The sequence below is a fragment of the Halalkalicoccus sp. CG83 genome (genome assembly GCF_037081715.1).
Classification (GTDB): domain Archaea; phylum Halobacteriota; class Halobacteria; order Halobacteriales; family Halalkalicoccaceae; genus Halalkalicoccus; species Halalkalicoccus ordinarius.
On the sequence record NZ_JAZDDH010000001.1, the window covers coordinates 408915 to 432965 of the forward strand.

Annotated in this window: 21 protein-coding genes; 14 read left to right on the forward strand and 7 right to left on the reverse strand. The window is 64.9% G+C overall.

The features are described from left to right. Nucleotides 1-51: 51 nt before the first annotated feature. On the forward strand, nt 52-375 hold the full coding sequence (locus V0Z78_RS02070) for a helix-turn-helix transcriptional regulator (RefSeq protein ID WP_336342958.1): 324 nt from the start codon (nt 52-54) through the stop codon (nt 373-375). A gap of 27 nt (nt 376-402) precedes the next feature. Here V0Z78_RS02070 and V0Z78_RS02075 read toward each other — a convergent pair whose 3' ends face one another. The 4 genes from V0Z78_RS02075 to V0Z78_RS02090 all read right to left on the reverse strand — a co-directional run bounded on the left by V0Z78_RS02075 (nt 403) and on the right by V0Z78_RS02090 (nt 5857). Continuing rightward, nucleotides 403-2037 carry an alkaline phosphatase family protein gene (locus V0Z78_RS02075; RefSeq protein ID WP_336342959.1) on the reverse strand — a complete coding sequence of 545 codons (1635 nt, stop codon included), beginning with the start codon at nt 2035-2037 and terminating at the stop codon, nt 403-405. Between the two features lie 145 nt (nt 2038-2182). Further along, nucleotides 2183-4195 (reverse strand): hypothetical protein, encoded by a 2013-nt coding sequence (locus tag V0Z78_RS02080; protein ID WP_336342960.1) that lies wholly within the window; start codon nt 4193-4195, stop codon nt 2183-2185. A gap of 61 nt (nt 4196-4256) precedes the next feature. Continuing rightward, nucleotides 4257-5030: a polysaccharide deacetylase family protein gene (locus V0Z78_RS02085; RefSeq protein ID WP_336342961.1), complete on the reverse strand. Its 774-nt coding sequence runs from the start codon at nt 5028-5030 to the stop codon at nt 4257-4259. After that, on the reverse strand, nt 5027-5857 hold the full coding sequence (locus V0Z78_RS02090; protein WP_336342962.1) for an LpxD N-terminal domain-containing protein: 831 nt from the start codon (nt 5855-5857) through the stop codon (nt 5027-5029). The genes V0Z78_RS02085 and V0Z78_RS02090 overlap by 4 nt, the downstream gene beginning before the upstream one ends. A gap of 168 nt (nt 5858-6025) precedes the next feature. Here V0Z78_RS02090 and V0Z78_RS02095 point away from each other — a divergent pair, with 168 nt between their 5' ends. Next, nucleotides 6026-7000, forward strand: coding sequence for a glycosyltransferase family 2 protein (locus V0Z78_RS02095; protein WP_336342963.1), 975 nt, complete (start codon nt 6026-6028; stop codon nt 6998-7000). Between the two features lie 54 nt (nt 7001-7054). Here the strand turns inward: V0Z78_RS02095 and V0Z78_RS02100 are convergent, their stop codons facing one another. Then, entirely contained in the window at nt 7055-7999 is a 945-nt protein-coding gene (locus V0Z78_RS02100) for a hypothetical protein (RefSeq protein ID WP_336342964.1), read from the reverse strand. Nucleotides 8000-8599: 600 nt separating this feature from the next. Between V0Z78_RS02100 and V0Z78_RS02105 the strand changes: the two genes are divergently transcribed. The 4 genes from V0Z78_RS02105 (at nt 8600) to V0Z78_RS02120 (ending at nt 13215) form a co-directional block, all read left to right on the forward strand. Further along, nucleotides 8600-9673: a polysaccharide deacetylase family protein gene (locus V0Z78_RS02105; RefSeq protein ID WP_336342965.1), complete on the forward strand. Its 1074-nt coding sequence runs from the start codon at nt 8600-8602 to the stop codon at nt 9671-9673. Between the two features lie 69 nt (nt 9674-9742). Next, entirely contained in the window at nt 9743-10627 is an 885-nt protein-coding gene (locus V0Z78_RS02110; RefSeq protein WP_336342966.1) for a winged helix-turn-helix transcriptional regulator, read from the forward strand. Nucleotides 10628-10782: 155 nt separating this feature from the next. Then, a complete protein-coding gene (locus tag V0Z78_RS02115; RefSeq protein WP_336342967.1) occupies nt 10783-11874 on the forward strand; it encodes an ATP-binding response regulator in 1092 nt (363 codons plus the stop codon). Between the two features lie 87 nt (nt 11875-11961). After that, nucleotides 11962-13215, forward strand: coding sequence for a glycosyltransferase family 4 protein (locus V0Z78_RS02120; protein ID WP_336342968.1), 1254 nt, complete (start codon nt 11962-11964; stop codon nt 13213-13215). Nucleotides 13216-13337: 122 nt separating this feature from the next. Here the strand turns inward: V0Z78_RS02120 and V0Z78_RS02125 are convergent, their stop codons facing one another. Continuing rightward, complete coding sequence (locus V0Z78_RS02125) at nt 13338-13667, reverse strand: hypothetical protein (RefSeq protein ID WP_336342969.1); 330 nt, start codon at nt 13665-13667, stop codon at nt 13338-13340. Nucleotides 13668-13987: 320 nt separating this feature from the next. Here V0Z78_RS02125 and V0Z78_RS02130 point away from each other — a divergent pair, with 320 nt between their 5' ends. Continuing rightward, nucleotides 13988-15187, forward strand: coding sequence for a helix-turn-helix transcriptional regulator (locus V0Z78_RS02130; RefSeq protein ID WP_336342970.1), 1200 nt, complete (start codon nt 13988-13990; stop codon nt 15185-15187). 4 nt (nt 15188-15191) lie between these two features. Here the strand turns inward: V0Z78_RS02130 and V0Z78_RS02135 are convergent, their stop codons facing one another. Then, complete coding sequence (locus tag V0Z78_RS02135; RefSeq protein WP_336342971.1) at nt 15192-16178, reverse strand: DUF1616 domain-containing protein; 987 nt, start codon at nt 16176-16178, stop codon at nt 15192-15194. Nucleotides 16179-16524: 346 nt separating this feature from the next. Here V0Z78_RS02135 and V0Z78_RS02140 point away from each other — a divergent pair, with 346 nt between their 5' ends. The 7 genes from V0Z78_RS02140 (at nt 16525) to V0Z78_RS02170 (ending at nt 23970) form a co-directional block, all read left to right on the forward strand. Beyond that, nucleotides 16525-17616, forward strand: a complete 1092-nt coding sequence (locus V0Z78_RS02140; RefSeq protein WP_336342972.1) for a DegT/DnrJ/EryC1/StrS family aminotransferase — start codon at nt 16525-16527, stop codon at nt 17614-17616. Beyond that, nucleotides 17609-18589 carry a Gfo/Idh/MocA family oxidoreductase gene (locus V0Z78_RS02145; protein ID WP_336342973.1) on the forward strand — a complete coding sequence of 327 codons (981 nt, stop codon included), beginning with the start codon at nt 17609-17611 and terminating at the stop codon, nt 18587-18589. Before V0Z78_RS02140 ends, V0Z78_RS02145 begins: the two co-directional genes overlap by 8 nt. Before the next feature lie 142 nt (nt 18590-18731). Further along, a complete protein-coding gene (locus tag V0Z78_RS02150; RefSeq protein WP_336342974.1) occupies nt 18732-19322 on the forward strand; it encodes an acyltransferase in 591 nt (196 codons plus the stop codon). After that, nucleotides 19315-20706, forward strand: coding sequence for a nucleotide sugar dehydrogenase (locus tag V0Z78_RS02155; protein WP_336342975.1), 1392 nt, complete (start codon nt 19315-19317; stop codon nt 20704-20706). Before V0Z78_RS02150 ends, V0Z78_RS02155 begins: the two co-directional genes overlap by 8 nt. 28 nt (nt 20707-20734) lie before the next feature. After that, nucleotides 20735-22030 (forward strand): nucleotide sugar dehydrogenase, encoded by a 1296-nt coding sequence (locus tag V0Z78_RS02160; RefSeq protein ID WP_336342976.1) that lies wholly within the window; start codon nt 20735-20737, stop codon nt 22028-22030. Nucleotide 22031: 1 nt separating this feature from the next. Next, entirely contained in the window at nt 22032-23054 is a 1023-nt protein-coding gene (locus V0Z78_RS02165; protein WP_336342977.1) for a DUF354 domain-containing protein, read from the forward strand. After that, the gene (locus tag V0Z78_RS02170) at nt 23041-23970 is read left to right on the forward strand and encodes a glycosyltransferase (RefSeq protein ID WP_336342978.1); all 930 of its coding nucleotides are present in this window, start codon (nt 23041-23043) and stop codon (nt 23968-23970) included. The genes V0Z78_RS02165 and V0Z78_RS02170 overlap by 14 nt, the downstream gene beginning before the upstream one ends. The last annotated feature ends 81 nt before the right edge of the window (nt 23971-24051 follow it).

Consider the following 24051-nt stretch of genomic DNA (forward strand, 5'->3'; position numbering starts at 1 on the left):
GCCTCGTTATATACGTTCTGGACTCGATACGATAACCATGAGGTGTACTGCGTGCATGATTTGACGGGATTCCAGCGTGATCTGCTTCTGGTCATCGCTGGCCTCGACGAACCGAAGGGTCTAGACGTGAACGACGAACTCGAACGCTACTACGGCACCGAGATCCGCCACGGTCGGCTCTACCCCAACCTCGATACGCTGGTCAACAAGGGGCTGGTGAAGAAGGGGAAACACGACCTCCGGACCAACAAGTACGTATTGACCGACCGCGGCGAGCGCGAGATCGAAGCCCGTCTCAGCTGGGAGCTGTCGTACATCCCCGACGAGATCAAGGCCGAACTCGATGGCGTAGCCCCCCGGACACAGACCCAGTAGCTACACGCACGAGTCCGCCGTCGGAACCTATTCGAGGTAACCGAGATCGGCCAACCGCTTCTCCACCGTCTCGTCGCCCGCCGTCGTCGCATCTTCATCCGAGTACGTCGGGTACTCCGTGCTCTCACCCTCTTCGACGACCGGCAACGCCGACCCGTCCATCCTGTCGCTGTGGGGGACCCCGAGCGCGGCCATGATCGTGGGGGCGACGTCGAAGAGGTGTGCTCCAGAGAGGTCGGCGTCCACGTCGATCCCCTCGCCCGCAGCGACGAACAGCCCGTCGAGCTTGTGGTTCCACGGCTCGGTCGGCGGGCCGAACTGCGTACCCACCAGCTGGGCCGAGAGGAACTGTTCGAACTCGTTCGGAACGGCGATCACGTCGACCGCCTCGTCGACGTAGGGCCCGTGGAAGTACTCCTCGCGCGGGACTACCTCGCCGAACACCGGATCCCCGTCCGGCGTCTCAACCCGGCTCAGGCGCTCGATCAGTTCGTCGCGGACGTCCTCGTATTGCTCCTCGGGCACCTTCCCCTCGGGGTCGCGGCCCTCGAGGTTGATCCGGACGCCGAGTTCGGTGCGCGCACGCATGTACGCCCGTGAGCCGGCGAAATCGACCTGCTTGCTGCCGGTTCGGGTGACGCCCGAGGGAACGTACTGCTTGACGACCGACTCGAGGCCGACGCGGCGCAACAGTGCTCCGACCTGGCTCGGCGTGATCCCGATCGAGGCGGCCTTCGCGGCCAACCGTTCGACGGTGCCCGGCTCCCACCTCGTCTCGTCCTCGCCGGCCCGGAGCTGATTCCGGATGGGGTTCCACGACGGCATCCCCTTCCCGCCGGTGATCGTTTCAACGTAGCCCTCCTCGCGGAGGAACTCGTTGACGCGGAACTCGTAGTTCTCGTAGGGTCCGATCCCGTGGTCGCTCGCGACGAACACCCGGTCGGGATCGCACTCCTCGAGGATGCGGCCGATCTGCTCGTCGGTCGCCTCGTAGATCTGCCGGACCTTCTCGACGTCGCCCTCGAACTCGTGGAAGACGGTATCTGTCTTCTGGAACTCGACGAAGCCGAAGTCGGGTTCGAACCGCCCCGTGAGGTAGCGAAACGCCTCCCCACGCATCCGTGCGAGCGTACAGTACTCCTCCATCTTCTCGTCGTCCGTGTAGTGCTCGTCGCCCCGCGAGTAGTTCGGGTAGACCCGGTACTCGCCGATCGCCTCGCGAATCTCCTCGAGGATCCCTTCCGGGTGGCTTCGGGGGCTCTCGGGTCCGATGAACCCGGGGACGATCGCGCCGTCGATCTCGTCCGGGGGATGCGTGACGGGGACGTTGACGACGACGCTGGTGAGGTCGTGTCGATCGAGAAGCGTCCAGAGGGCGTGTTCGCGCACGTGGTTGGACGTGACGACCTCCCAGTCGTAGCCGTCGAACGCGACGAAGCCGTAGACGCCGTGCTTCCCGGGGTTGACTCCGGTGTACATCGACGGCCACGCGCTTGGCGTCCAGGGGGGGATCTGTGAGGTGAGCGGTGCGCTCGTTCCCCGCTCGATCAGCGCCTTGAGGTTGGGAATGCTGTCGGTCTCGTACAGCCGGTCGAACACCGGCTCGCAGGCGGCGTCGATTCCGATGAGGAGGGTATCGAGGTCCCCGCTTCCGTCGCTCATCGTCTCTCCGACCGCGTCATTCTGAACGGTCGTCGCTCGGCCGGCCGCGTGCTCCGGTCATCCGTCTTCGTTGGCTTCGCGGGGCCCATGTCATCGTGTGATTGGTCGCACAGTCATTTCAATGTGTCCGATGGCGTCGGTCGCTTCAGCCCTCGGCGTCCTCGCCGGCGCCGAAGTCGCCGCCGGCGTCGTCGCCGGGATCGATCTCCCAGGTCGCCGGGCAGACCGTCACGTCACCGTTGTCGTAGCTGTAGTGGCGCTCTGCGCTACACAGTTCGCTGCGCGACATCTCGGGGGTGATCCCGCCTTCCTCCTCGTCCTCGATGAAGAACGTCGATCCCAACTGCTGTTGATCGCGATGGATCAGCACGTCGGTGTTCTCCCGTCCCTCGTCGCTGATGTTCGCCACCCCGGACGGTCCGGGCCCCGACCGGCTGAACACGGTGTTGTACGGGTGGTCGGTGTGATAGCGTTCACCCTCCTCGAGGGGGTGGATCGCGCCGATGGTGTCGACCGCATCGAGCTCCGGCTGGTCGTAGCTGTACTTCGTCTGTGCGCCCTCGAAGCGCGGGTTGTCGATCGTCGAGTTGGTCGCGGCGATCGACACGGCCGGGAAGACGAGGGTGAACACGAGCAGTATCGCTACGATCGTCGGCGGGTTCAACCGTCGTGCCAGATACGCGACGCCGAGCGCCGAGAGCACCGCCATGGGCGCGGTGAGGAAGGCGTACCATCGCTGGGGGATGAACGTCCGGATTCCGAACATAGGGAAGCCGAAGATGAACACCAGCATGACGACGATCGACACTCCACACATGAACGTCCCGTGCGAGATGTTCCGCCGTCGGAGGATGTACAGACAGCCGACGACCGTGAGCGCGAACAGCGAGAGGAACACCGCCGCGTCGATGTAGTTAACTGCCTGTTCGATCAGCGTCGGGGCCGCCGTCGCGGCGGTATCACCCCGTTCGCCGCTGAGGTCACCGAAACCGCCGGACTCGGCGAGCGTCGTCCGGAAGAAGCTGAACGTGGTCGCGAGGAACGTGTCCCCGTGATACGGGGTCAGCGACCACATGAACGTGATGAAGCCGAGGTCGAACGCGAGTAGACCGGTGAGGCTCACCGAGTCACCTTGTCTGGCCCGGATCCCGCGGACCTGGCTCGGCGGCGAGAGCAGATCGAACCGCAACAGCACGTGTGCGAGCAGCCCCGCCCCGGTCAGCACCAGCATGATGAACGCCGAGATCTGGTGGGTGAGGATCGTCCCGATGCTGAAGACGACGATCATGAAGAACTCACGTCCGCCGGGCTCGACGTCGAGCGCCCTGATGAGCAGGTAAAAGACGCCCAGAAAGAACACCAGCCCCAGGCTGGTCGGGATGAGGTGGATCGACCACTCGACGGTGTGGGCCGTGATCGCGAACACCGCGAGCGCGAACAGGCTCCACCGTTCGGAGACGAACAGCCGCGCGGCGGCGTAGACGAACAGCGGCGAGAGCGCTACCGCGACTCCGACCGAGAGGAACAGGCCGTAACGGATCGAGATGCCACCGAGGAGGCTCGTCGCGACCGTCAGCAGGTGAAACAGCGGCGAGGCGTAGTACTTATTGCCCGCCAGCGGCGCGAGCGATCTGGTCTCGAGGATCGCCGCCGACCAGTTCGGAACGTGCGTCCAGACGTCGATCCCCGTGAACCCCGGCGTGGTGAGCAGCGACATGAACCGGATGACCACGGCGAACGCCATGATCTGCACGACGAGCAACGCCGGAACGAGGTCCTGATCGCGCGTGAAGAAGACCTGCGCGAATATCCCCATCCCTACGAGCGTCGCGACGTTGTAGAACGCCGGCGTCCGACCGCCCTGCCAGAGTGCGAGGACGATCAGCAGCGTCGTCCCGAGAAACACCAGGCTCGGCAAGATCCGACCGAGCCAGACCGGCATCGTCGGAAGTCCTTCACCGTGGTCGGTTCGGACCGCGAACAGGTAGAGCCCCGACGCGAGCCCGATCATCACCGGGATGCCGACGATGAAGAGGTTGGAGGAGATCAGCCGCAGCGGCAGCATCGCTACCGCGAGCAGTAGTCCGATGACCGCCCCAATCACGTCGAACCGCTGGCTCGCGAGCCAGCGGTAGACCCCATTTGAGCTACTTGCCATGCCGTCCTCCTTCGGTAGGGGCGCCGATCCGCCGATGGTGGCCGTTGGATACGTTCATCGCTTATCGCTCCGGTTGGTATCGAAACTCGTCGACGTTGTATCGCTTCTCGATGAACTGTTCGTGCATGAACCGTCGCGTCCGTTCGAGCTCGTTGTCGGTCTCCTCGTACAGTCTGGTCTCGAAGTCCGCGTCGTCCTCGCCCCACAGACCCGGATGGGTGAGGATCTGCAGCTTCTCGGGGCGCTCGCCCGCGAGCGGGTGTTGCTCTCGCCAGCGCTGGTTCGAGTCGCCGCGGTAGTCGATCTCCGTGAAGAACCGCTCCTCGTAGGTGCTGATGAATCCGTCGAACGATCGCCTGAACAGCCACTCGTCGGGCCGGTGAAAGGAGACGGCCCCGCTCACCTCGCCGACCGCGGCCGATAGCGCATCGCGCTCGGCGCCCACACGTTCGCTGACGGCTTCGTTCGGGGCCTCGCCGTTCCAGTACTGGTGGGTGCTGAAGTGAAGGCCGATCGTGTGACCGAGCGACTGTAGCTCCTCGAGGACGCTCCGGACGGGCTTGTAGAAGACGTTGTAGAGCGGCGAGTTCATCAGTACGAAGTAGGTCGATTCGATCCCGAGGTCGGCCTCGATTCGCCCTATCGTCAGCGCCTTCCGCGGCGAGAAGTCCACGTCGTGTCGGAGAATCACATCGCCGGCCGAGAGCGATTCGCCGTAGTCCGTCGGCGTGTAACCGGCATCGAGCAGTCGGCGGAGGAATCGTTCGTACCAGTCGTAGGTGAACTCGACCGGAGCCGGAAGCGGCTGGTCGGAGGTGGATGTGTCGATCGTCATTGGTGAGAGGGATTGATTGGACGTGCGGGGGTGCCGACCACGGTCGTTCCGTCTGGGACGTCCTCGAGAACGCCGGCGTTCATGCCGACCTCGGCGTCATCACCGATCGAAACGTCTGTCGCGACGGCGACGTGCGGGTGGATCGTCGCCCGTTCGCCGACGGTCGCGCCGCCGGAGAACCCGCTGTTGTACGCGACCGTGGTGTCGGCGCCGATCCGCACCTGGTGTGCGACGTGCACCTGCCCGCTGAGCTTCGCGCCGCGTTCGATCACCGTCTCGTCGAAGACGGCCCGATCGACGGAGGTGTTCGGCCCGATCTCCACGTTGTCCGCGATTCGAACGCGGCCCTGATGGATCTGTCGGTACAGTTCGCCAGATCCGGCGCGTGCGAACCCGAAGCCCGCGGTTCCGAGGGTCGCGCCTGCCCGAACCGTACAGCCGTCGCCGATCTCGACCCGTTCACCGACGTGGACGTGCGGACCGATCACGGTCCGCTCGCCGACCGTCGCGTCCTCGTGGACGGTCGCGGTCGGGTGGATCGTCGTCTCCTCGCGATCCTCGACGAAGAACTCCTGTGTCGCCTTCACGAAGGCGAGCTTCGGGTCGGTCGCAAAGAGCAGGGTACGGCCGTCGATCGGACCGATCGACGGCGGACAGACGATCGCACCCGCATCGGAGTCGCGGACGTACTCCGGATCGTCGTAGACGCAGAACGCGAGCTCTTCGGAGCCGGCAGCGTCGAGCGCGTCAACGCCGTGTATCGTGACCTCCGGCCCGTGGTGGTCGGCGTCGAGGAACCGCGCGACATCGGTGGAACTGGGAGTCATTCGGGTCGACCAACTGCTCCTACCTTGTCCCCGAGGGGTACTTTATTACCGCGTTTCTAACGCGATCGGGTCCGGTCGGACGGTCGGTGTGTGGTAACACGCGTACGCACATGCATCACACATAATAAAGGCCCGTGACCAACGAGCTATCGACGACCTACTCTATCCATGTATAACGACAAGACGATCGCTGCGGTCATACCGGCGTACAACGAGGAGCCGTTCATCGGCGAGGTCATCGAGACGCTCCCCGAGTTCATCGACCGTGCGTACGTGATCGACGACCGTTCGACGGACGACACCTGGGCGGAGATCCGGCACAAGGCCGATGCGGTGAACGAGGAGGGCGAGACCACGCTCGATCGGGTCGTGCCGATCCGCCACGCGGAGAACAAGGGAGTCGGCGGCGCCATCAAGACGGGCTACCTCCACGCGCTCGAGGACGAGATGGACGTGACGACCGTGATCGCCGGCGACGGCCAGACCGAGCCCGACATCGTCGAACGGATCGTCGCGCCCGTCGCAGACGGCCGGGCCGACTACTCGAAGGGCAACCGACTGCTCGGTCAGGAGCGCCGTGACATGCCGCTGTTCAGACAGATCGGCAACTTCACCCTCACCCTGATCACCAAGATCGCCAGCGGCTACTGGAAGATCATGGACCCCCAGAACGGATCGACCGCCATCTCCCACGAGGCGCTCGATCGCGTCGGCATCGAGGAGATGTACGAGGGGTATGGCTACTGTAACGACCTGCTCGTCCGGCTCAACGCGAACAACGTCCGCGTCGCCGACGTCAAGCGACGTGCGGTCTACAAGGACGAGGAGAGCGACATCGACTACAAGACGTATATCCCGCGGGTGTCCGGGCTGCTCCTCCGAGGGTTCCTCTGGCGTCTGCGCACTAAGTACCTCGTGCGCGACTTCCACCCGCTCGCGCTGTTCTACTACGTCGGTGCGGCGACGGCCGGCGTGGGTCTGCTCTCCGGACTGAAGAGCGCGGTCGATCGCGATTCGGGAACCTCGCGCGGTTCGTCGCTCGTGCTGTTCGTCCTCGGCTGGCTGTTCCTCCTGATCGCGATGGTCTTCGATCTGGAGGAGAACGAGGACCTCGAACTGCTGCTCTACGACGAGTACGAGTAGTCGCTAAAACGAAAACGTTCGTTCGAGCTCGACCGTCAAACCTCCGCTGGCCGTTCAGTAGTGGTAGACCTCGTTACGAACGCCGCCGTCGACGTCGAGGTCGTCCGTCTCGACCGGACCGGCGCCCGAGGTGACCGAGATGGCGTCGCGTGCCCCGCCGCCATTGATCGAGCAGTCCTCGATGTCCGCCGACTCACATCCCGGCATCACGCGGATGGCCTCGGTCTGGCTGATCGACATGTAGATGTCGAGGCCGCTGATCTCGATGTCGCCGCCGTCACAGCGAACCGGGCGCTGGCCGCCGAAGCCGGGGATGTCCTCGTCGTACTCGAACTCCGCGTCCTTCAGCGAACACTTCTCACCGTCGAGGCGGACACCCGCGACGTTGGTATTCACGAACTTCCCCCCCTTGACGTGGACCTCGCCTTCGCTGCTCGTACAGTAGATCCCGTTGTCGGGGAACGGGCCGATGACACAGTCTTCGATCGTGAGGTTTCCGGCGTGGTGGTTGCTGACGAGCATACCGGTACCGCCGTTGCCGCTGCTCGAGTCCTCGCCGCCGTCGGGCATCTCGACGTTCGAAACGTTGCCGTCGCCGTCGTCCGAGTGGAGGCCGACGAGCATCGGTCCCTTGCCGGAACCGCTGTGCTTGCCTCGGAAGCTGACGTTGCTCACGTCGAGGTCGTCCCGCGCCTGGCACTCGAGGGCGCGTCCGTCTGTGCTGCTCCCGGTGAGATCGAAATTGAGATCTCTGATCTCCAGGTCGTCGATCGGACTCTTCGAGGTCCCGCATTTGAGGACGTAGCCGCTCGTGGAGGGGACCTCGATCGTCGCGCCGTTGCCGTTTATCGTGAGCTCGTCGAGACCGGTAGCCCGTATCGTGTCGTCTATCTTGTAAACGGTATCGGAGTCGAGGTTGACCGTCCCCCCGCTCTCGATCTCGTCTTCGAGCTCCGATTCGCTGCCGACGTCAGCCGCACCGACGGCCGAACCGATCATCGGCGTCGCGGCGACTCCCGCGATCGCACTCAGATAACTTCTGCGGTTAATACTACGATTATCTCCGTCAGTCCTCTGCACCATTACGTTGTAACGACATCGACCCCGACATGTATCTTTTCTGTATTCGAGACCGGCTTCAGAGTACATCATACGGGTTATATGTATCGAATCGATGGGATGAAGGCAGGCGTTTAGAACGAGTCAGAACACCGTTTTATTCTCTGTATTTCACGTTCGATTGACGGGTAATCGACCTCGCGATCCGTCTCGCTGCTACGAGGACCACCGTCCGTCGGTTGCAACCGGTTCTATATCCCGGTCCCGTTTCCCGTCGAAACGCCGTCTCGACCTCTAGTATCCGGGACGAAATAATAGTCTGACAGTAGTTACCACGAAACGATCTGTCGTTGGTAGCGATCTGAGTCTCTCTACTGGACGAATTAACCGAGATATAAGTAAAGGGACGCTGGATATAGATGAACTATGACAGTATCCTCTCGCAACGATCTCCCGCGCCGGTCATTCCTCCGAACCACGGCTGGTGCGGCCGTTCTCGCGTCGACGTCCCTGACGAGACCGGCATTCGCACGGACGGACGTGGACGGTGAACCGGCCGGCTATCTGGTGTTCACGTACGACGACGGCACCATCGAGGACTACGAGAAGACCTTCCGAGTGCACGAGGAGTACGACGTTCCCGGCTGTGTGGCGGCTTCTCCCGGGATGCTCGGCTCCTCGGACGACTGGGTCGATCCCGCCCAGCTCCGTGAGATGTACGACGCCGGCTGGGAGGTCCTCTCGCACACGATCAAACATCGCGCGATCGGAGAGATCTCGGTTACGGAGGACGTCGAGGCGGGAGACACCGAGATCGCCGTCGCCTCGAACCGTCACGGTCGCTATGCCGGCGACCCCGTTGCACTTCTCGACGCCGAGGGCATCGTCGCCGAAGCCGTCGTCGCCGGCCGGAACGGGAGCGGTGACGGCCAGTACATCGAACTCGAGGAGCCGATCGAGACGGACGTCTCGGGGGACGACTGCTACGTTCGATACACCGACGAGTTCACCCGCGAGATCCTCGCGGAGTCGAAGGCCCAGTTAGAGGAGATCGTCGGAGAGGACCAGGTAACGGGGTTCGTCTACCCCTACGAACGTCACGACGGTCTGGCGGCGGAGATCGTCCCCGAGTACTACGAGACTACGCCGCGTGCCTTCACCGGCAACGGACTCAACCCCTCTCACGGTTCGGATCCGTTCTCGATCTCCCGGGAGTACTACGAGGAGGGCCGGATGAACGAGGAGGAACTCGCGACGTTTCTCGATACGGTCGCGAACGAGCCCGACTTCGGGATCCTCGCCTCCCACAGCAGCTACGATACCCTCACCGAGGAACGGATCTCGACTGCGATCGAGATGGCGCTTGAGCGCGACATCGCGATCGTTACCCTCCAGGAGGCGCTCGACGTCTTCGGCATCGTCGAAGCACCCGATCGTTCCACCGAGGCAGCCGACGAGAACGCCGACGAAACCGACGCTCCGGAGGAGACCGAGAGCCAGGAGCGCGAAGAGGACGAGGAGGAGCAGTCCGAGGGCCGTTCGCCCGGTTCGTCGACTTCATCAAGTCGGTGTTCGACTCGATCGCTAGTTCCGGTGAGTAGAACGACAACATAGTATCTTATTTCCATCATGAAATAGAAGACATATAGTGGGTGGAGTCGTTCGTACGCCGGGCGAACAACGGTGAAGGGCAACATCGATCGAGCACAGCGGGTCGCCGAGACCGTGGATCTCATCTCGAAGAAGTGGCATCCAGTGATCATCCAACGGCTGATCGAGGACGGACCGCTGGGCTTCAACGAACTCAAGGAACGAATCGAAGACGTCTCCGCGAAGGTGCTGACGGACAGCCTCGAGGATCTCACGGAGAACGAACTAGTCGAACGGACGGTGATCAGCGAGTCGCCGCTCCGGGTCGAGTACGAACTAACGGAAACGGGGCGGGAGCTACAGGGGGCGATGGAGGCGCTGGCGACGTGGGGCGATCGCCACCTCGATCCGGAGCCGAACCCGACGGTCCTCATCGTCGACGACGATCCGCGCCTACTCAACATGCACGCCGACTGGCTCGAGGACGACTACACCGTCGAACGAGCCTACGACGGTCAGGAAGCGTTTCGAAAGCTCGACGAGTCGGTCGACGTCGTCCTGCTCGACCGGCGCATGCCGGGTCTCTCCGGCGAAGAGGTGCTCGAACGGATCCGTGGCTGGGGAATCGACTGTCGGGTGGTGATGCTCTCGGCGGTCGATCCGGACTTCGACGTCCTCGACATGGGTTTCGACGGCTACGTCGTCAAACCCGGGTTCCGCGACGAGATCCGTGACGTGATCACGGACGTGCTCGCGCGTGACATGCACGAGCAGCCGGTCCAGGAGTACCTGGCGCTGTCGGCGAAGGAGGCGCTGCTTCGGGCGGAGAAGACCCGGACCGAACTCCGAGAAAACGACGCGTACGTTCGGCTCGTCGAGCGACTCGAGCGCCTGGAGACCGAACTCGACGAGACGACGGAACGGGCGACGGAGGACGAACGACTTAGGGCGCTGATAGGCGGCCCCGGCGAGCAGTAACGTGATTGAACGGACGGCTCTACCATGACCTGGATTCCATTCCTGCGGACGAACACACGACCAGAACACGACCACCATCGACGACGGCCGATCGGCTCTTCTCGATTGCCGATCCTCCACGATCGATCTAACGACGCGACCATCGGTGTCCACTCATGACGGGGTCGACTCGTCCCGACCGGGTCGTGTTGATCGAGGACAACCCCGGTGACGCTCGCCTGATCGAGGAGATGCTCGCCGAGTGCCGTCGTTCCGGCGAACCGACGGCTGACGTCCACCACGCGGAATCTCTCGCCGCCGGCCTCGATCGGCTCACCACCGACGAACCGGACGTCGTTCTGCTCGATCTCCAGCTTCCGGACAGCTCGGGTCTCGAGACTCTCGAGACGCTCCTCGATCGTGTCGAGGGCGTTCCGGTGGTCGTCCTGACGGGGATGCCCGAGACGGCCCTCGGTATCGAGGCCGTCGCCAACGGTGCACAGGACTATCTCGTAAAGGACGACGTGACCCCCGAGGTGCTCTCGCGGACGATCCGTTACTCGATCGAACGAAAGCGAACCGAGCGCGAACTCGAACGCCGAACCGAGGAGCTCACGATCCTGAACCACCTCACTCGTCACGACATCCGTAACGACATCAGCCTCGTCGTTGGTCGGGCGCGAGAGCTGGCAGAACACGTCGAACCCCGGGGTCAGAGTGCCCTCGACGAGATCGTTCAATCGAGCAACCACGTCCTCCAACTGACTCGCACCGTCGGCGACGTCGTCGAATCGATCTCGGAGGAGGAGACTGACCTTCGGCCGGTCGTGTTATCACGGGTGCTCGGGATCGAGATCGAGAAGGCCCAGGGATTGTATCAAGGCGCCGAGATCTCGCTCGAGGGCGACGTCGCGGGGGTTCGCGTTCGCGCGAACGATCTGCTCTCCTCGGTCGTGGGGAACCTGATCAGCAACGCCGTCTTCTACAACGACAAGGCGGTCCCCGTCGTCGTCCTCACCGTCGAGGCCGACGAGGAGATCGTGACCCTTCGCGTCGCGGACAACGGGCCCGGCATCCCCGACCGACGAAAGGACAGCGTCTTCGCGAAGGGCGAACGCGGTCCGGGGAGCGCGGGGATGGGAATCGGCCTCTCGTTGGTGGATCGTCTCGTCGAACGGTACGGAGGCGAGATCCACATCGAGGACAACGAGCCCGTCGGATCGGTTTTCCGTGTCGAGCTGCTTCGGGCGCCGGCCACGAACCCCTGATCGCGTCGTGACACCGATAACACCATGTCGGGCGATCCGGATGGGTACGCACGTGACTCACAGGAGCCGACCGACGGCCGTGGTAGGATGGTAGCGGAGCGACTCGACGTGGCGTTCGTCCCCGCGGAGTGTCCCGGCAGCGAGGGCAGCGGCGCGACCCATAGTTCGACGGTCTACATCGAGCGGCTCTCACGCCGCCACGACCTGACCGTGTACGTCTCGACTCAGATGGACGCGTCCGACGCGGACCTGCCGGCCCGCGACCGGGTCGAGTACGTCCTTCACGACCGGCTCCCGAAGCTTCCCCACCCGATCTTCACGAAGATCGACGCGCTCCGCGAGGAGAGCGAAGCGCTCGAGAGCCACGACCTGGTCCACTCCTACTCCTCCGCGTTCATCCCCGTGCTGGCCGATCTCTCGGTTCCGACGTTGATGACGCTCAACTCCTATCTGCCGGTCTGTCCGAAAGCGGATCTCCTCTATCACGGCGAGCGCAAGTGTTCCGGCCCCGGTCCGCTCAAGTGCGCCGGCTGCGTCCCGGCGACGGCGTTGAAGCGCCGGCAGGGGATCGAGGCGGAGCTCCGGCAGGGTTACGTCTCGGCCGGACAGATCCCCTTCGTCAGACGGTCGATCGAGCGCGCCGACGAGGTCACCGCCTACCACGCGCTCTCACCGCATCTCCGCGAGGACTACGCCGACATCGGTTTTCCCGAGGAAGCGATCACCGTCATCCCTCACTTCTACGACGACCACTTCCATCGACCGGCGGAGTCACCGGGCGAGCCCACCGATCCGGTCTCGCTGCTCTATGTCGGCGCGCTTCAGGACATCAAGGGCGTCGACACGTTGGTTCGAGCGCTTCCTCTACTTCGCGAGGCCGGCTACGACGTCGAACTCCGGATCGCGGGTCGCGGACCGTACGAGTCGACGCTCCGTTCGCTCGCCCGTGAACTGGGCGTCCAGGGCTCGATCCACTGGTACGGCTACGTCGACCACGACGAACTCCCGGACCTGTACGCGGATTCGGACGCGTTCGTCTACCCCGGCGTGATCGACGAGCCGTTCGGCCGAGTGATGCTCGAGGCGCTCGCGAGTCAGACGCCGATCCTGAGTTCGGACGTCGGCAGCATGGACTACATCGTCGGACCGGCGGGTGCGCTGTTCGAACCGGGCGACGAGCGCTCGCTGGTTCGCGCCTTCGAGAGCCTCCACGAGAACTACGCCGATCACCAGGAGGCGATCTCCCACCAGCTCGAGCGCTTCTCCGAGGAACGGGTGATCGACTCGCTGAGTTCGCTGTACGCCGATACGGCACTCTCGTCGGTCGATCACGAGGTCTGATTCGGTTCCGACCGGCGCTCGACGAGGTGGCGGTCGATCCTCTCGCGTCCGGTGGACGCACCGCTACCGTCGTTCGTCACCACCGCGAAAAAACTTCGAGAACTCGATGTCGACTCGGACGTTTACAGGTCGGACTCGTTGTCGGACTCGTTGAGACCGGACTCGTTGTCGGACTCGTTGAGACCGGACTCGTTGTCGGACTCGTTGAGACCGGACTCGTTGTCGGACTCGTTGAGACCGGACTCGTTGTCCTCGCCGCCGAGACCGGACTCGTTGTCCTCGGACTCGTTGTCCTCGCCGCCGAGACCGGACTCGTTGTCCTCCGATCCGTTCTCTTCTTCTTCGCCGCCGTCGCCGCCGTCGCCGCCCTGGTCGGTACAGCCCGCGAGCGCGAAGATGCTTGCCGCGCCTGCCGCCTCGACGAATCGCCGTCTGCTGAGTTTTTCTCTCATTGGTTAACCCATCGACCCGTACAGGCCCCAAGGGGATTACTATACTCGATCTAAGGGACGGGAGCCGGCCGAACCCGGTCTAGCTGGGTGCAAATCCGTGAAACTGAGTGAAAGAGTCCGTAACGATGGGTTTAGCCACTCCCTTTGCGGCCCGGTTCGTCGGAGGCACGTTCGTATTAGATCCCGGATAATTCGGGAGCGGCAATTAATGCATATAAAAAAAGCCTTTACGCCGCGGCCGGTACTGATCGCACGAAGACGTATGACTCGGCTCTCGCCTCGCCTCCGAACGCCCCCTCGATTCGACGCCCGAACGCCGTATGGGTGAGCGCACGCTCCTCGTCGTTCTGGCCGGCGTCGTCCTCGTCTGCGTCGCTGCCGGGGTCGTCGGCGTCGGATCGGGGGTGGGTTCGGCTGCTCCTATCGGGGACGACACCGGCGGTGCCAGCGGGGCGGCCGCCGGCGACGGCTCTCCGGGCGTCCACGCGATGGACGTCTCGGGACCGGGTTACATCGACGACCAGTACGAGACGGTCGGCGACCATCCCGGCCCGCCGTACGTCTGGAGTACCGAACCGCTCGAGGTCGAGGCCGTCCTCGGCGGCGAGGAGGGTGCCGAGTACGTCGTCTGTGCCAGCGCGACCGACGAGGAGGGGAACGAGATCCACGACTACGGCTGCCAGACCACGACGGTCGGAGCCGACGGCGAGGAGACGGTCTCGTTCACGACCAAGTGGCCGGATGAGAACGAGGAGGGCGTCTGGATCACCGTCGAGGCGGAACACCAGGGGACGGGCGACCGCTACTACGAGACCACGGCAGTGACGCTGATTCACCCTGAAGGCGATCTCTCCGGCGATGGTCTGAGCAACGCCCGCGAGGTCGAACTGGGAACCGACTTCACCACGCCCGACACCAGCGGTAACGGACTGACCGACTGGGAGGAGGTGCGGGTGTACGGTACCGACCCGTTGAAGGCCGACACCACCGGCGATGGAGTGGACGACGGGACCATCGCCCGCTTTCCGGGTAACCTCGACCCGACCCAGCCGTACGTTCTCCACCTCTACATCGGCGGCATCCTCGTGGTACTGGGTCTGTTGATCGTCGGCGGCGGGGCGCTGGGATGGAAGGCGATGCAGCGCTACACGGGGAGGACCGAACGCGACGCGAGCGCCGGCGACGATCGATCCGAACCACCGGTCTCGACGGAGTCCTCACCACCGTCCGTCGAATCGGAGGCGTCGTCACCGCCGTCGGTTGAGACGGCTGGTGAGGGCGAGGGGCCGCCGCTGACCAAGGAGGAGGAGATCTGTCGGCTGCTCCGCGAACACGCCGGACGGATGAAGCAGTCACAACTCGTCGAACGGACCGACTGGTCACAGGCGACCGTGAGTCGGCTGTTGACCCGACTCGAACAGGAGGGGACGGTCACGAAGCTCCGGGTCGGACGCGAGAACATCGTCGAACTCCGCGACCCCGAGTCGACCGAACGGCAGGGGGCCGCCGACGCCCAGTGAGCGGCTACGAGACCGTCACCGTCAGTCGGGTGGTCCGGTCCGCGTTCTCGGGTGACGGGTCGTCAGGGACATCGCCCCGATAGAGCAGGAACCAGACGTGGACGTCGCCGCTGCCGGTCGGAGTCAACGCGTACTCGGTTCGTTGGGTCTCCCCGTCCTCGACGGTCGTTTCGAATCGATCGAGCTCCTCCTCGCTCTCGACGCTCTCGACGGTCGAGCCGTCGTCAGCGAGCGTTACCTCCTGTTGAAGCACGACGGTCGTATAGGTCTGCGTCTCGCCCTCCTGGTTCTCGATTCCGACGTAGATCGGCTCGGCGCTACCCGTCGATAGCTCCGTCGGCAGGTCGTTCGCGGTTAGTTCACCCTCCCCGTCCTCCGAGAGCAGGTAGTACTCGGTGTGTGGCTCCGAATCGGGCAGCGACGGGGCCGCGATGGCCAGATACGCCCCTCCGCCGAGCAGGACGACGACGCTGAAGACGAGGAAGACGTTGAGCAGGAGCTGTCGGCCGTTCTCGGGCTCGAACGGGCCGCGTTGAGCGTGAATTCCGCGTTGTCGAACCGAGAACAGCGTCGGGAGCGTGCTGTCGCCGGCGTTCCACTGTAGCCGATAGCGGTCCGGGGGTGCGACCCGCGCTCGTCGCACCAGTCCGATCACGGCGAACGTGACCGACCAGCCGACGACGGCGATCAACACCGGTGCCAACCGGATCCCGTACGGCGTGAAGTTCGCGAGATACGCCGCGATCGAGACCACCGCGAGACTGAGCGCGACCGAGAGGACGAGGCGTTCGAGCAGGTCGAACCCACGATCGCCGCGCTCGGGAAAGAGCGCACTCAGGAACGCGTAACCGGGTGCCAACAGGACGAGAGGGAGCGCGAGCGCGAGCCGAACCGAGGTCCACGGGAGATCGACCGCTAGGATCCCCACCAGGGCAGTCGTGCCGAGGACGAGGATCGAGAGCAGATCCAGCGTCCATTGATGGGCTCTCATTTCCCCAGCCTACGCAAGGTGTAGTGAAAAACCCCGCGAAGGTTCATCACCGTAGGGAATCGATAGGATCGCTGATGTGAATCGGATGGAACGCGTCGCTTTCGTTCGTTTCGCCCGTTATAATGGCCCTTAACACGTTTATAACAAAGACCGGGCGTTTCGTGGGTTGGGATGAGCACGGCTTCGGTCCGCCAGTGTTTCGATCCATGCAACAACGAGAGAGCCGCCCCGTACGCCCGGTCCGACCGTGGAACGTGGGGTACGACCCCGATCCGCGGCGAGCAGCCCGCTCGTCGCCCCGTATCGCCCCTGGAGCACCGCTCGCGCGGGAGGTGAGACTCCCCGGATGACGATCCCGATCGCGAACCCGGACATCGGCGAGGCGGAACGAGAGGGGGTCGTCTCGGTCCTCGAGTCCGGCTACATCGCAAGCGGCGACGTCGTCACGACGTTCGAGGAGGAGTTCGCCGACTACTGCGGCGCCGAGCGCGCCGTCGCCACGGCAAACGGCACCGCCGCACTCCACGCCACCTACGAGGCGCTCGACGTCGAGGGTCAGGCCGTCGTCACGACGCCCTTCTCCTTCGTTGCCACCGCGAACTCGATCCGGCTTGCCGGCGGGGAGCCGGTCTTCGCCGACATCGAACCCGAGACGTACAACCTGGATCCCGACGCCGTCGAGGCGATCCTCCGCGAGCGTGACGACGTCGCGGCGATCATGCCGGTCCACCTCTACGGACTGCCCGCCGACATGCGCCGGTTCCGCGAGCTCGCGGACGATCACGACGTCGCGCTGGTCGAGGACGCTGCCCAGGCCCACGGTGCCTCCATCGACGGCCAGCGCGTCGGGTCGTTCGGCGACGCCGCCTGCTTCTCCTTCTACCCGACGAAGAACATGACCACCGGCGAGGGCGGGATCGTGACGACCGACGATCCCGAGATCGAGGCGGGGATCCGGGAGTTCATCAATCACGGGCGCAACGGCGGCGACGCCTACGCCCACGTCTCGGTCGGGCACAACCTCCGGCTGACGAACGTCGCCGCCGCCCTGGGACGCGCACAGCTCGATCGACTCCCCGCGTTCACCGAGGCCCGCCAGGAGAACGCCCGGCGGCTCACCGAGGGGCTCGCGGACGCCCCGGTCGAGACGCCGACGGTCCCCGACGGCATGGAACACGTCTACCACCAGTACACGGTCCGAACGGCGGACCGCGACGGACTCCGGTCGGCGCTCGAGGAGCAGGGGGTCGATAGTGCGGTCTACTACCCGACCTGCATCCACGAGCTCGAGGCGTACGAGGGGTACAGCGCGGAGACGCCGGCGGCGAAGCGAGCTACCGAGGAGGTGCTCTCGTTGCCGGTCCACCCGAACGTATCGACCGACGACGTCGATCGGATCGTTGAAGCAACCACGAACGCAGGTATCAAACATGTCTGAACAACCAGCCCTCCGGGTCGGCGTCATCGGCGTCGGCAGCATGGGACAGAACCACGTCCGAGTCTACCGGGAACTGCCCGAAACGAACCTCGTCGGCATCACCGACGCCGACATCGAACAGGCCGAGTCCGTCGCCGACGCCTTCGGCACGGACGCCCTCGAGATGGACGAACTGCTCGAGGCCGTCGACGCGGTCTCGATCGCCGTTCCGACGCCGTATCACTACGAAACCGCCCGCGAGTGCATCGATGCCGGGGTGAACGTCCTGGTCGAGAAACCGTTCGTCGAGAAGCTCGAGAACGGACGCCGGCTGATCGAGTTCGCCGACCAACGCGACGTCGTCCTCCAGGTCGGCCACATCGAGCGGTTCAACCCTGCGGTGATGACGCTGATGGACCTGCTCGACGACCTCGACATCATCGCGCTCGACGCCCAGCGGCTCGGACCGCCGCTCGATCGCGACATCGAGGACACCGCAGTGATGGACCTGATGATCCACGACCTCGACATCCTGCTCGCGATCCTCGACGAGGAAGTCGAGAAGGTGTACGCCGCCGGGACTCGCGAGTCGAACTACGCGACCGCGACCATTCAGACCGAGTCGGGACGGATCGGCGAGCTGACCGCGAGCCGCGTCACCCAACAGAAGGTCAGACAGCTCACGATTACCGCGGAGAACTGCCGGGTAATCGTCGACTACACCGACCAGTCGATCGAGATCACCCGCCAGTCGCTGCCCGAGTACGCTCGTGAGAACGATTCGTTCCGGTATCGCCACGAGAACGTCATCGAACAGGTGCTCGTCGAGCGCCGCGAACCGCTGAAGAACGAGCTTTCCGCGTTCGCCGAGGCCGTCCGGACCGAGTCCGAACCGCTCGTTACCGGCGAGGACGGGATCCGTGCGCTCGAACTCGCCCGAGAGATCGACGAACTCGCGAGCGAGCGGGTGCCCGCACCGGCCGATACGGTCTGACGGTTCGACGACCGAACCGATAGCGTCGTATGGCCGGTGCGTTAATACCGGCCGAACGGAGACCTAGAGCACGAACCATGACCGAAACCAGACCCCAGACTACTGACCCGCCGTTCCCCCTTCTGCGGCCGGGAGTCCGATCGTGACGAACCGCTCACGGCTCGGAGAGGACTGCGTCCTCGACGAACCGGAGAACGTCGGCTACGTCCACGACGAGGACGCGGAACCGGCGACGGTCGGCGACCGCGCCCGGATCCGCCAGGGAACGATCGTCTACTGCGACGTCGAGATCGGCGACGATCTGACCACGGGTCACAACGCCCTGATTCGTGAGGACACGACCATCGGCGACGACGTGATCGTCGGCACCGACACCGTGATCGACGGACGGACGGAGATCGGCTCGAACGTCAGCCTCCAGACCGGCGTCTACGTTCCCACCGACACGACGATCGGCGACAACGTCTTCGTCGGCCCGCGTGTAGTGATGACGAACGACCCCTACCCCGTCAGGCAGGACGTCGATCTGGTCGGACCCACCCTCGCCGACGGCGTCTCCGTGGGTGCGAACGCGACGATCCTCCCCGGCGTGCGGATCGGCGAGGGTTCGTTCGTCGCGGCGGGTTCGACCGTTACCGAGGACGTCCCGGCAGACACCCTCGCGCTCGGCACGCCCGCGCGCCATCGCGAGCTTCCCGAGAACCTCTCGGGGGAGAACACCTTGTATGAGTGACAGCGTATCCACGAGCGCCCCAGCGCTCTACGGCTCGGACGCATCGAGCGACGAACAGCGAGCGGCGCTGACGGACGGGGAGATCCCCGTCGCCGTCTATGGCCTCGGGAAGATGGGGCTGCCGCTGGCCTCCGTCTACGCCGACGTGACCGAGAACGTCACCGGCGTGGACGTCGACCCCGAGGTGGTCGAGTCGATCTCCGCCGGCGAGAACCATATCGCCGGCGAGCCCGGTCTCGACGAACTGGTCTCCGGCGTCGTCGAATCGGGCTCGCTCGCCGCGAGCGTGGACGGCGCCGCCGCTGCCCGGGACGCACGTGTCCACGTCGTGATCGTCCCCACGCTGGTCGACGAGAGCTCTCGACCCGACCTGTCGGTGGTCGAGTCGGTGATGAGCGACATCACGGAGGGGCTCTCGCCGGGCGACGTCGTGATCCTCGAGTCGACCGTGCCGCCGCGGACCTGTATCGATCGGGTGCTCCCGCTTCTGGAGGAGGGTAGCGGTCTCGACCGTGGCGAGTTCGGGGTGGCGTTCTGTCCCGAGCGAACCTCGAGCGGCCGCGCCATAGAGGACATCCGCGGCGCGTATCCGAAGATCGTCGGCGGCGTCGACGAGGAGAGCACGCGCGTCGCGGAGTTGATCTACGGCGAGATCAGCGACAACGAGGTGATTCCCGTCTCGGACGCCACGACCGCGGAGGCCGTGAAGGTGTTCGAGGGGGTCTATCGCGACGTCAACATCGCGCTGGCGAACGAGCTCACGAAACACGCCGAGGAGCTCGACATTAGCGTCCTCGAGGCGATCGAGGCCGCCAATACCCAGCCGTTCTGTGACCTCCACGTTCCGGGTGCAGGCGTCGGCGGCCACTGCATCCCCTACTACCCGCACTTCTTGATTCAGGAGTTCGACGCGGACTCCCGACTGATGGAGACCGCCCGCGACATCAACGACACGATGCCTGGCTACACCGCGGAGCTCGCGCTGAACGGCCTCGCCGAGCAGGGGATCGACAGCGAGGGTGCCGAGGTGCTCGTGCTCGGACTCACCTACCGCGCGGGCGTCGACGAACTCCGTGCGACGCCCGCGATGGGCGTGATCGAGCGGCTGGCCTCGGCGGGTACGAACGTCACGGCGGTCGACCCGATCACCGACACGTACGAGCCGTTCGAGGAGGCGGGTGCGTCCGTCGTCTCGCTCTCCGAGGCTCGTGAGGGAAGCTACGACGCGGTGATACTCGTCACCGCCCAGGAAGCGTTCGAGGAGCTCGACGTGCCGGCGCTCGGCTCCGGGCGCGGCTCACTGGTGGTCGTCGACGGCCGCCAGGCGCTGACCGAACTGCAGGAACGCGACGTCTACTACAAGGGAATCGGTATCAATGCCTGAACACGAAAGCGAGCTCGACTCATCATCGATGTCTGAACACGGAACCGGAACGGTCTGTATCGTCGGTCTCGGCTACGTCGGTCTGCCGCTCGCGAGCGCCTTCGACGAGGAGGGGCTCGACGTAATCGGCTTCGACGTCGACGAGGCGAAAGTAGCGAGGCTCTCGGAGGGTCGGGACCCGACCAACGAGATCGGCGACGAGGCGGTCGCCCGAAGCGGCATCGAGTTCACGACCGACCCGACGCCGATCGAACGGGCGGAGTACGTCATCATCACCGTCCCGACGCCGGTCGACAGCATGAAGAACCCGAACCTCGACTTCGTCGAGAGCGCGGGCCGGACGGTCGGCGAACACCTCTCATCGAGCACGACGGTCGTGCTCGAATCGACGGTCTATCCGGGCGTTACGCGCGACGTGCTCGCGCCCGCGATCGAGGCCGTTTCCGGTTTCACGCTCGGCGAGGAGTTCAACGTCGGCTACTCGCCGGAACGGCTCGCGCCGGGCACCGACAAGAGCCTGCGCGAGGTCGTGAAGATCGTCAGCGGGGACACCGACGAGACGCTCGCGGATCTGGCGACGCTCTACGAACGGGTCGTCGACGCGGGCGTCTATCGAGCGCCTACCATCGAGGCCGCGGAGGCGGCGAAGGTGCTCGAGAACGTCCAGCGTGACGTGAACATCGCCGTGGTGAACGAGCTCGCGCTGATCTGCGATCACATGGGGCTCGACACCCAGGAGGTGATCGACGCCGCCGCCTCGAAGTGGAACTTCCACGCGTACGAGCCCGGGCTCGTCGGCGGCCACTGCATCCCCGTCGACCCGCTCTTTCTCGTGCACGGTTCCGAGCGGGCGGGCTACTCGCCGAAGCTCATCCTGCAGGCGCGCGAGGTAAACGAGTACATGCCGAAACACACGGCCGAACTGACGTTGAAGGCGCTCAACCAGTCCGGAAAGGTTCTCCAGGACAGCGAGCTCGTCGTGCTCGGGCTCGCCTACAAGCCCAACGTTGGCGATCTGCGCACCTCCGAGATCGGCGGCGTCATCACCACCCTCGAGGAGTACGGGATCGAGTGTGCGGGTTACGACCCGCTCGCGCCCGACGAGGCGATCCGCGAGAGCTTCGGGATCGAACCGCTCGCCGAGCCCGATTTCGAGGGGAAGGACGGGATCATTCTCGCGACGCCGCACGACGAGCTCGTCGAAGGGCTCGATCTCGCGGCCGCGCGCGAGGAGCTCGCCGATGATCCCGTTCTGATCGACGTGAAGGGCGTATTGGACGAGGACGAGGCGACGAAGGCCGGCTACGCCTACCGAAAGCTCTGAGATGCGCGTCTGTATCGCCATCCAGCACCCGGCCCACGTCCACTTCTACAGACATGCGATCCGGGAGCTCGAGGCCGACGGTCACGAGTGTTCGATCGTCGTCCGTGAGTCTGAGGTCGCGACCGACCTGCTCGACGCCCATGGCTTCGACTATCGCGTGCTCGGCGGCTCCGCCTCGGGGCTCCGGCTGCTCGCCTCGCAGGCGAGCTACGAGGCGAGGATGCTCCGTCACGCGAGGCGGTTCGACCCCGACGTGATGACCGCGATCGGCGGCTCGGCGGCGGCACACGTCGCCAGCCTCGTCGGAGCGCGAAGCGTCGTCTTCACCGACACCGAGCACGCGACGCTTACCAACCGGTTGATGGCACCGTTCGCCGACGAGATCTGGACGCCCGAGTGCTTCCACGCCGACTTCGGCCCCAAACAGGTCCGCTATCCCGGCTACCACGAACTCGCCTACCTCCATCCCGATCGTTTCGAGCCCGATCCGTCGGTGCTCGACGATCTAGGGGTCGCCGACGAGGAGTACATCGTCCTCCGACTCGTCTCGTGGGACGCCTCGCACGACGCCGGCGCCGGGGGGATCGATGACGTGGGCGACGTAGTCGACCGACTCGAGGCGACCGGCGCGCGCGTGCTCGTCACCGCCGAGGGCGACATGCCCCCGCGGGTCGCCGACCGAACGGCCGACGTCGAGCCCCACCGGATGCACGACGTGCTCGCCGGTGCGTCGCTGTTCCTCGGCGAGGGGGCGACGATGGCCGCCGAGAGCGCCGTCCTCGGCACACCGGCGGTCTACGTCAATACGCTTCGGATGGGCTACACCGACGAGCTCGAGGCGCGCTACGGGTTGCTGTACAACTGCCAAGGCGCCTACCGCCACCACAACGCACTCGAGACCGCCGAGACGATCCTCTCGGGCGAGGAGGGCGACGACTGGGCCGAGCGGCGCGAACGACTGCTCTCCGAGAAGGTCGATACGACGAACGTCATCCTCGCGGCGCTCACCGATGGCGAGTACTGACCTCGACGTCCTCCAGCTGGTCACCACCCCGCGGTCGTTCTTCGACCAACAGGTGCGCGTCCTCGAGGAGCGTGGCGTCCGTTCGACCGTGGTGGAGGTACCCCGGTCCGAGGCCGGGAGACGGCCGAGCGACTTCGGCCGGTTCTACGCGCGAGTCCTCCGAGAAACCGCCCCGCCGTCGGGTTACGACCTCGTTCACGCCAACTACGGATTGATCGGTCCGTTCGCCCTCGCCCAGCCGACGCGCCCCGTCGTGCTCACGGTCTGGGGGTCGGAGGTGATGGGTTACTCGCGACGACTCGACCTGATCACGCAGCGGGCCGCCGAACACAGCGACGCGGTGATTGCCCCCTCGAAGGCGGTCTCGCGCGAACTCGACGCACCCCATACGGTGATCCCGTTCGGCGTCGACACCGGACTGTTCCGGCCGATGGACCGCAGTGAGGCACGCGAGCGCCTCGGATGGGACGCCGACGCTCGAATCGTGCTCTTCCCCTACGACCCGGTACGGGAGGTGAAGAACCACAGGCTGGCAAAGCAGGTCGTCGAGCGCGCCTCGGTCGACGCCGAACTGCGGACGGTCTCGGGTCTCGATTACTCCGAGATGCCCTACGTGATGAACGCGAGCGACGCCCTGTTGGTCACCTCCGACCGCGAGAGCGGTCCAATGGTGATCAAGGAGGCAGCCGCCTGCGACCTCCCGGTCGTCTCGACCGACGTCGGCTTCGCCCGCGAAATCCTCGAGGGGCTGCACCGATGTACGGTCGGCGATACGGAAACCGAACTGGTCGCCGGACTCGAACGCGCTCTCGACTCCGACGAACGCTCCAACGGACGCGAGGTTACCGACGACCTAGACCTCGATCGAATGGGCGATCGACTCCTTACGGTGTACACAACCGTCCTTGATCTGTAGCCAGAATCGGAGCGGTATCGATCCCATCAACCTCCGTTTCGGCCCCTCGAAAACTCCTCGAGAAAGGTATGTTACATCGCG

Excerpts from the sequence above, each read along its gene's own strand:
- V0Z78_RS02165 (WP_336342977.1), top strand. The coding sequence starts at position 22,032 with ATGCGCGTCTGTATCGCCATCCAGCACCCGGCCCACGTCCACTTCTAC.
- V0Z78_RS02075 (WP_336342959.1), bottom strand. The coding sequence starts at position 2,037 with ATGAGCGACGGAAGCGGGGACCTCGATACCCTCCTCATCGGAATCGAC.
- V0Z78_RS02090 (WP_336342962.1), bottom strand. The coding sequence starts at position 5,857 with ATGACTCCCAGTTCCACCGATGTCGCGCGGTTCCTCGACGCCGACCAC.
- V0Z78_RS02125 (WP_336342969.1), bottom strand. The coding sequence starts at position 13,667 with ATGAGAGAAAAACTCAGCAGACGGCGATTCGTCGAGGCGGCAGGCGCG.
- V0Z78_RS02115 (WP_336342967.1), top strand. The coding sequence starts at position 10,783 with ATGACGGGGTCGACTCGTCCCGACCGGGTCGTGTTGATCGAGGACAAC.
- V0Z78_RS02120 (WP_336342968.1), top strand. The coding sequence starts at position 11,962 with ATGGTAGCGGAGCGACTCGACGTGGCGTTCGTCCCCGCGGAGTGTCCC.
- V0Z78_RS02080 (WP_336342960.1), bottom strand. The coding sequence starts at position 4,195 with ATGGCAAGTAGCTCAAATGGGGTCTACCGCTGGCTCGCGAGCCAGCGG.
- V0Z78_RS02155 (WP_336342975.1), top strand. The coding sequence starts at position 19,315 with ATGAGTGACAGCGTATCCACGAGCGCCCCAGCGCTCTACGGCTCGGAC.
- V0Z78_RS02085 (WP_336342961.1), bottom strand. The coding sequence starts at position 5,030 with ATGACGATCGACACATCCACCTCCGACCAGCCGCTTCCGGCTCCGGTC.
- V0Z78_RS02140 (WP_336342972.1), top strand. The coding sequence starts at position 16,525 with ATGACGATCCCGATCGCGAACCCGGACATCGGCGAGGCGGAACGAGAG.
- V0Z78_RS02160 (WP_336342976.1), top strand. The coding sequence starts at position 20,735 with ATGTCTGAACACGGAACCGGAACGGTCTGTATCGTCGGTCTCGGCTAC.
- V0Z78_RS02145 (WP_336342973.1), top strand. The coding sequence starts at position 17,609 with ATGTCTGAACAACCAGCCCTCCGGGTCGGCGTCATCGGCGTCGGCAGC.
- V0Z78_RS02130 (WP_336342970.1), top strand. The coding sequence starts at position 13,988 with ATGGGTGAGCGCACGCTCCTCGTCGTTCTGGCCGGCGTCGTCCTCGTC.
- V0Z78_RS02135 (WP_336342971.1), bottom strand. The coding sequence starts at position 16,178 with ATGAGAGCCCATCAATGGACGCTGGATCTGCTCTCGATCCTCGTCCTC.
- V0Z78_RS02095 (WP_336342963.1), top strand. The coding sequence starts at position 6,026 with ATGTATAACGACAAGACGATCGCTGCGGTCATACCGGCGTACAACGAG.
- V0Z78_RS02170 (WP_336342978.1), top strand. The coding sequence starts at position 23,041 with ATGGCGAGTACTGACCTCGACGTCCTCCAGCTGGTCACCACCCCGCGG.
- V0Z78_RS02100 (WP_336342964.1), bottom strand. The coding sequence starts at position 7,999 with ATGATCGGTTCGGCCGTCGGTGCGGCTGACGTCGGCAGCGAATCGGAG.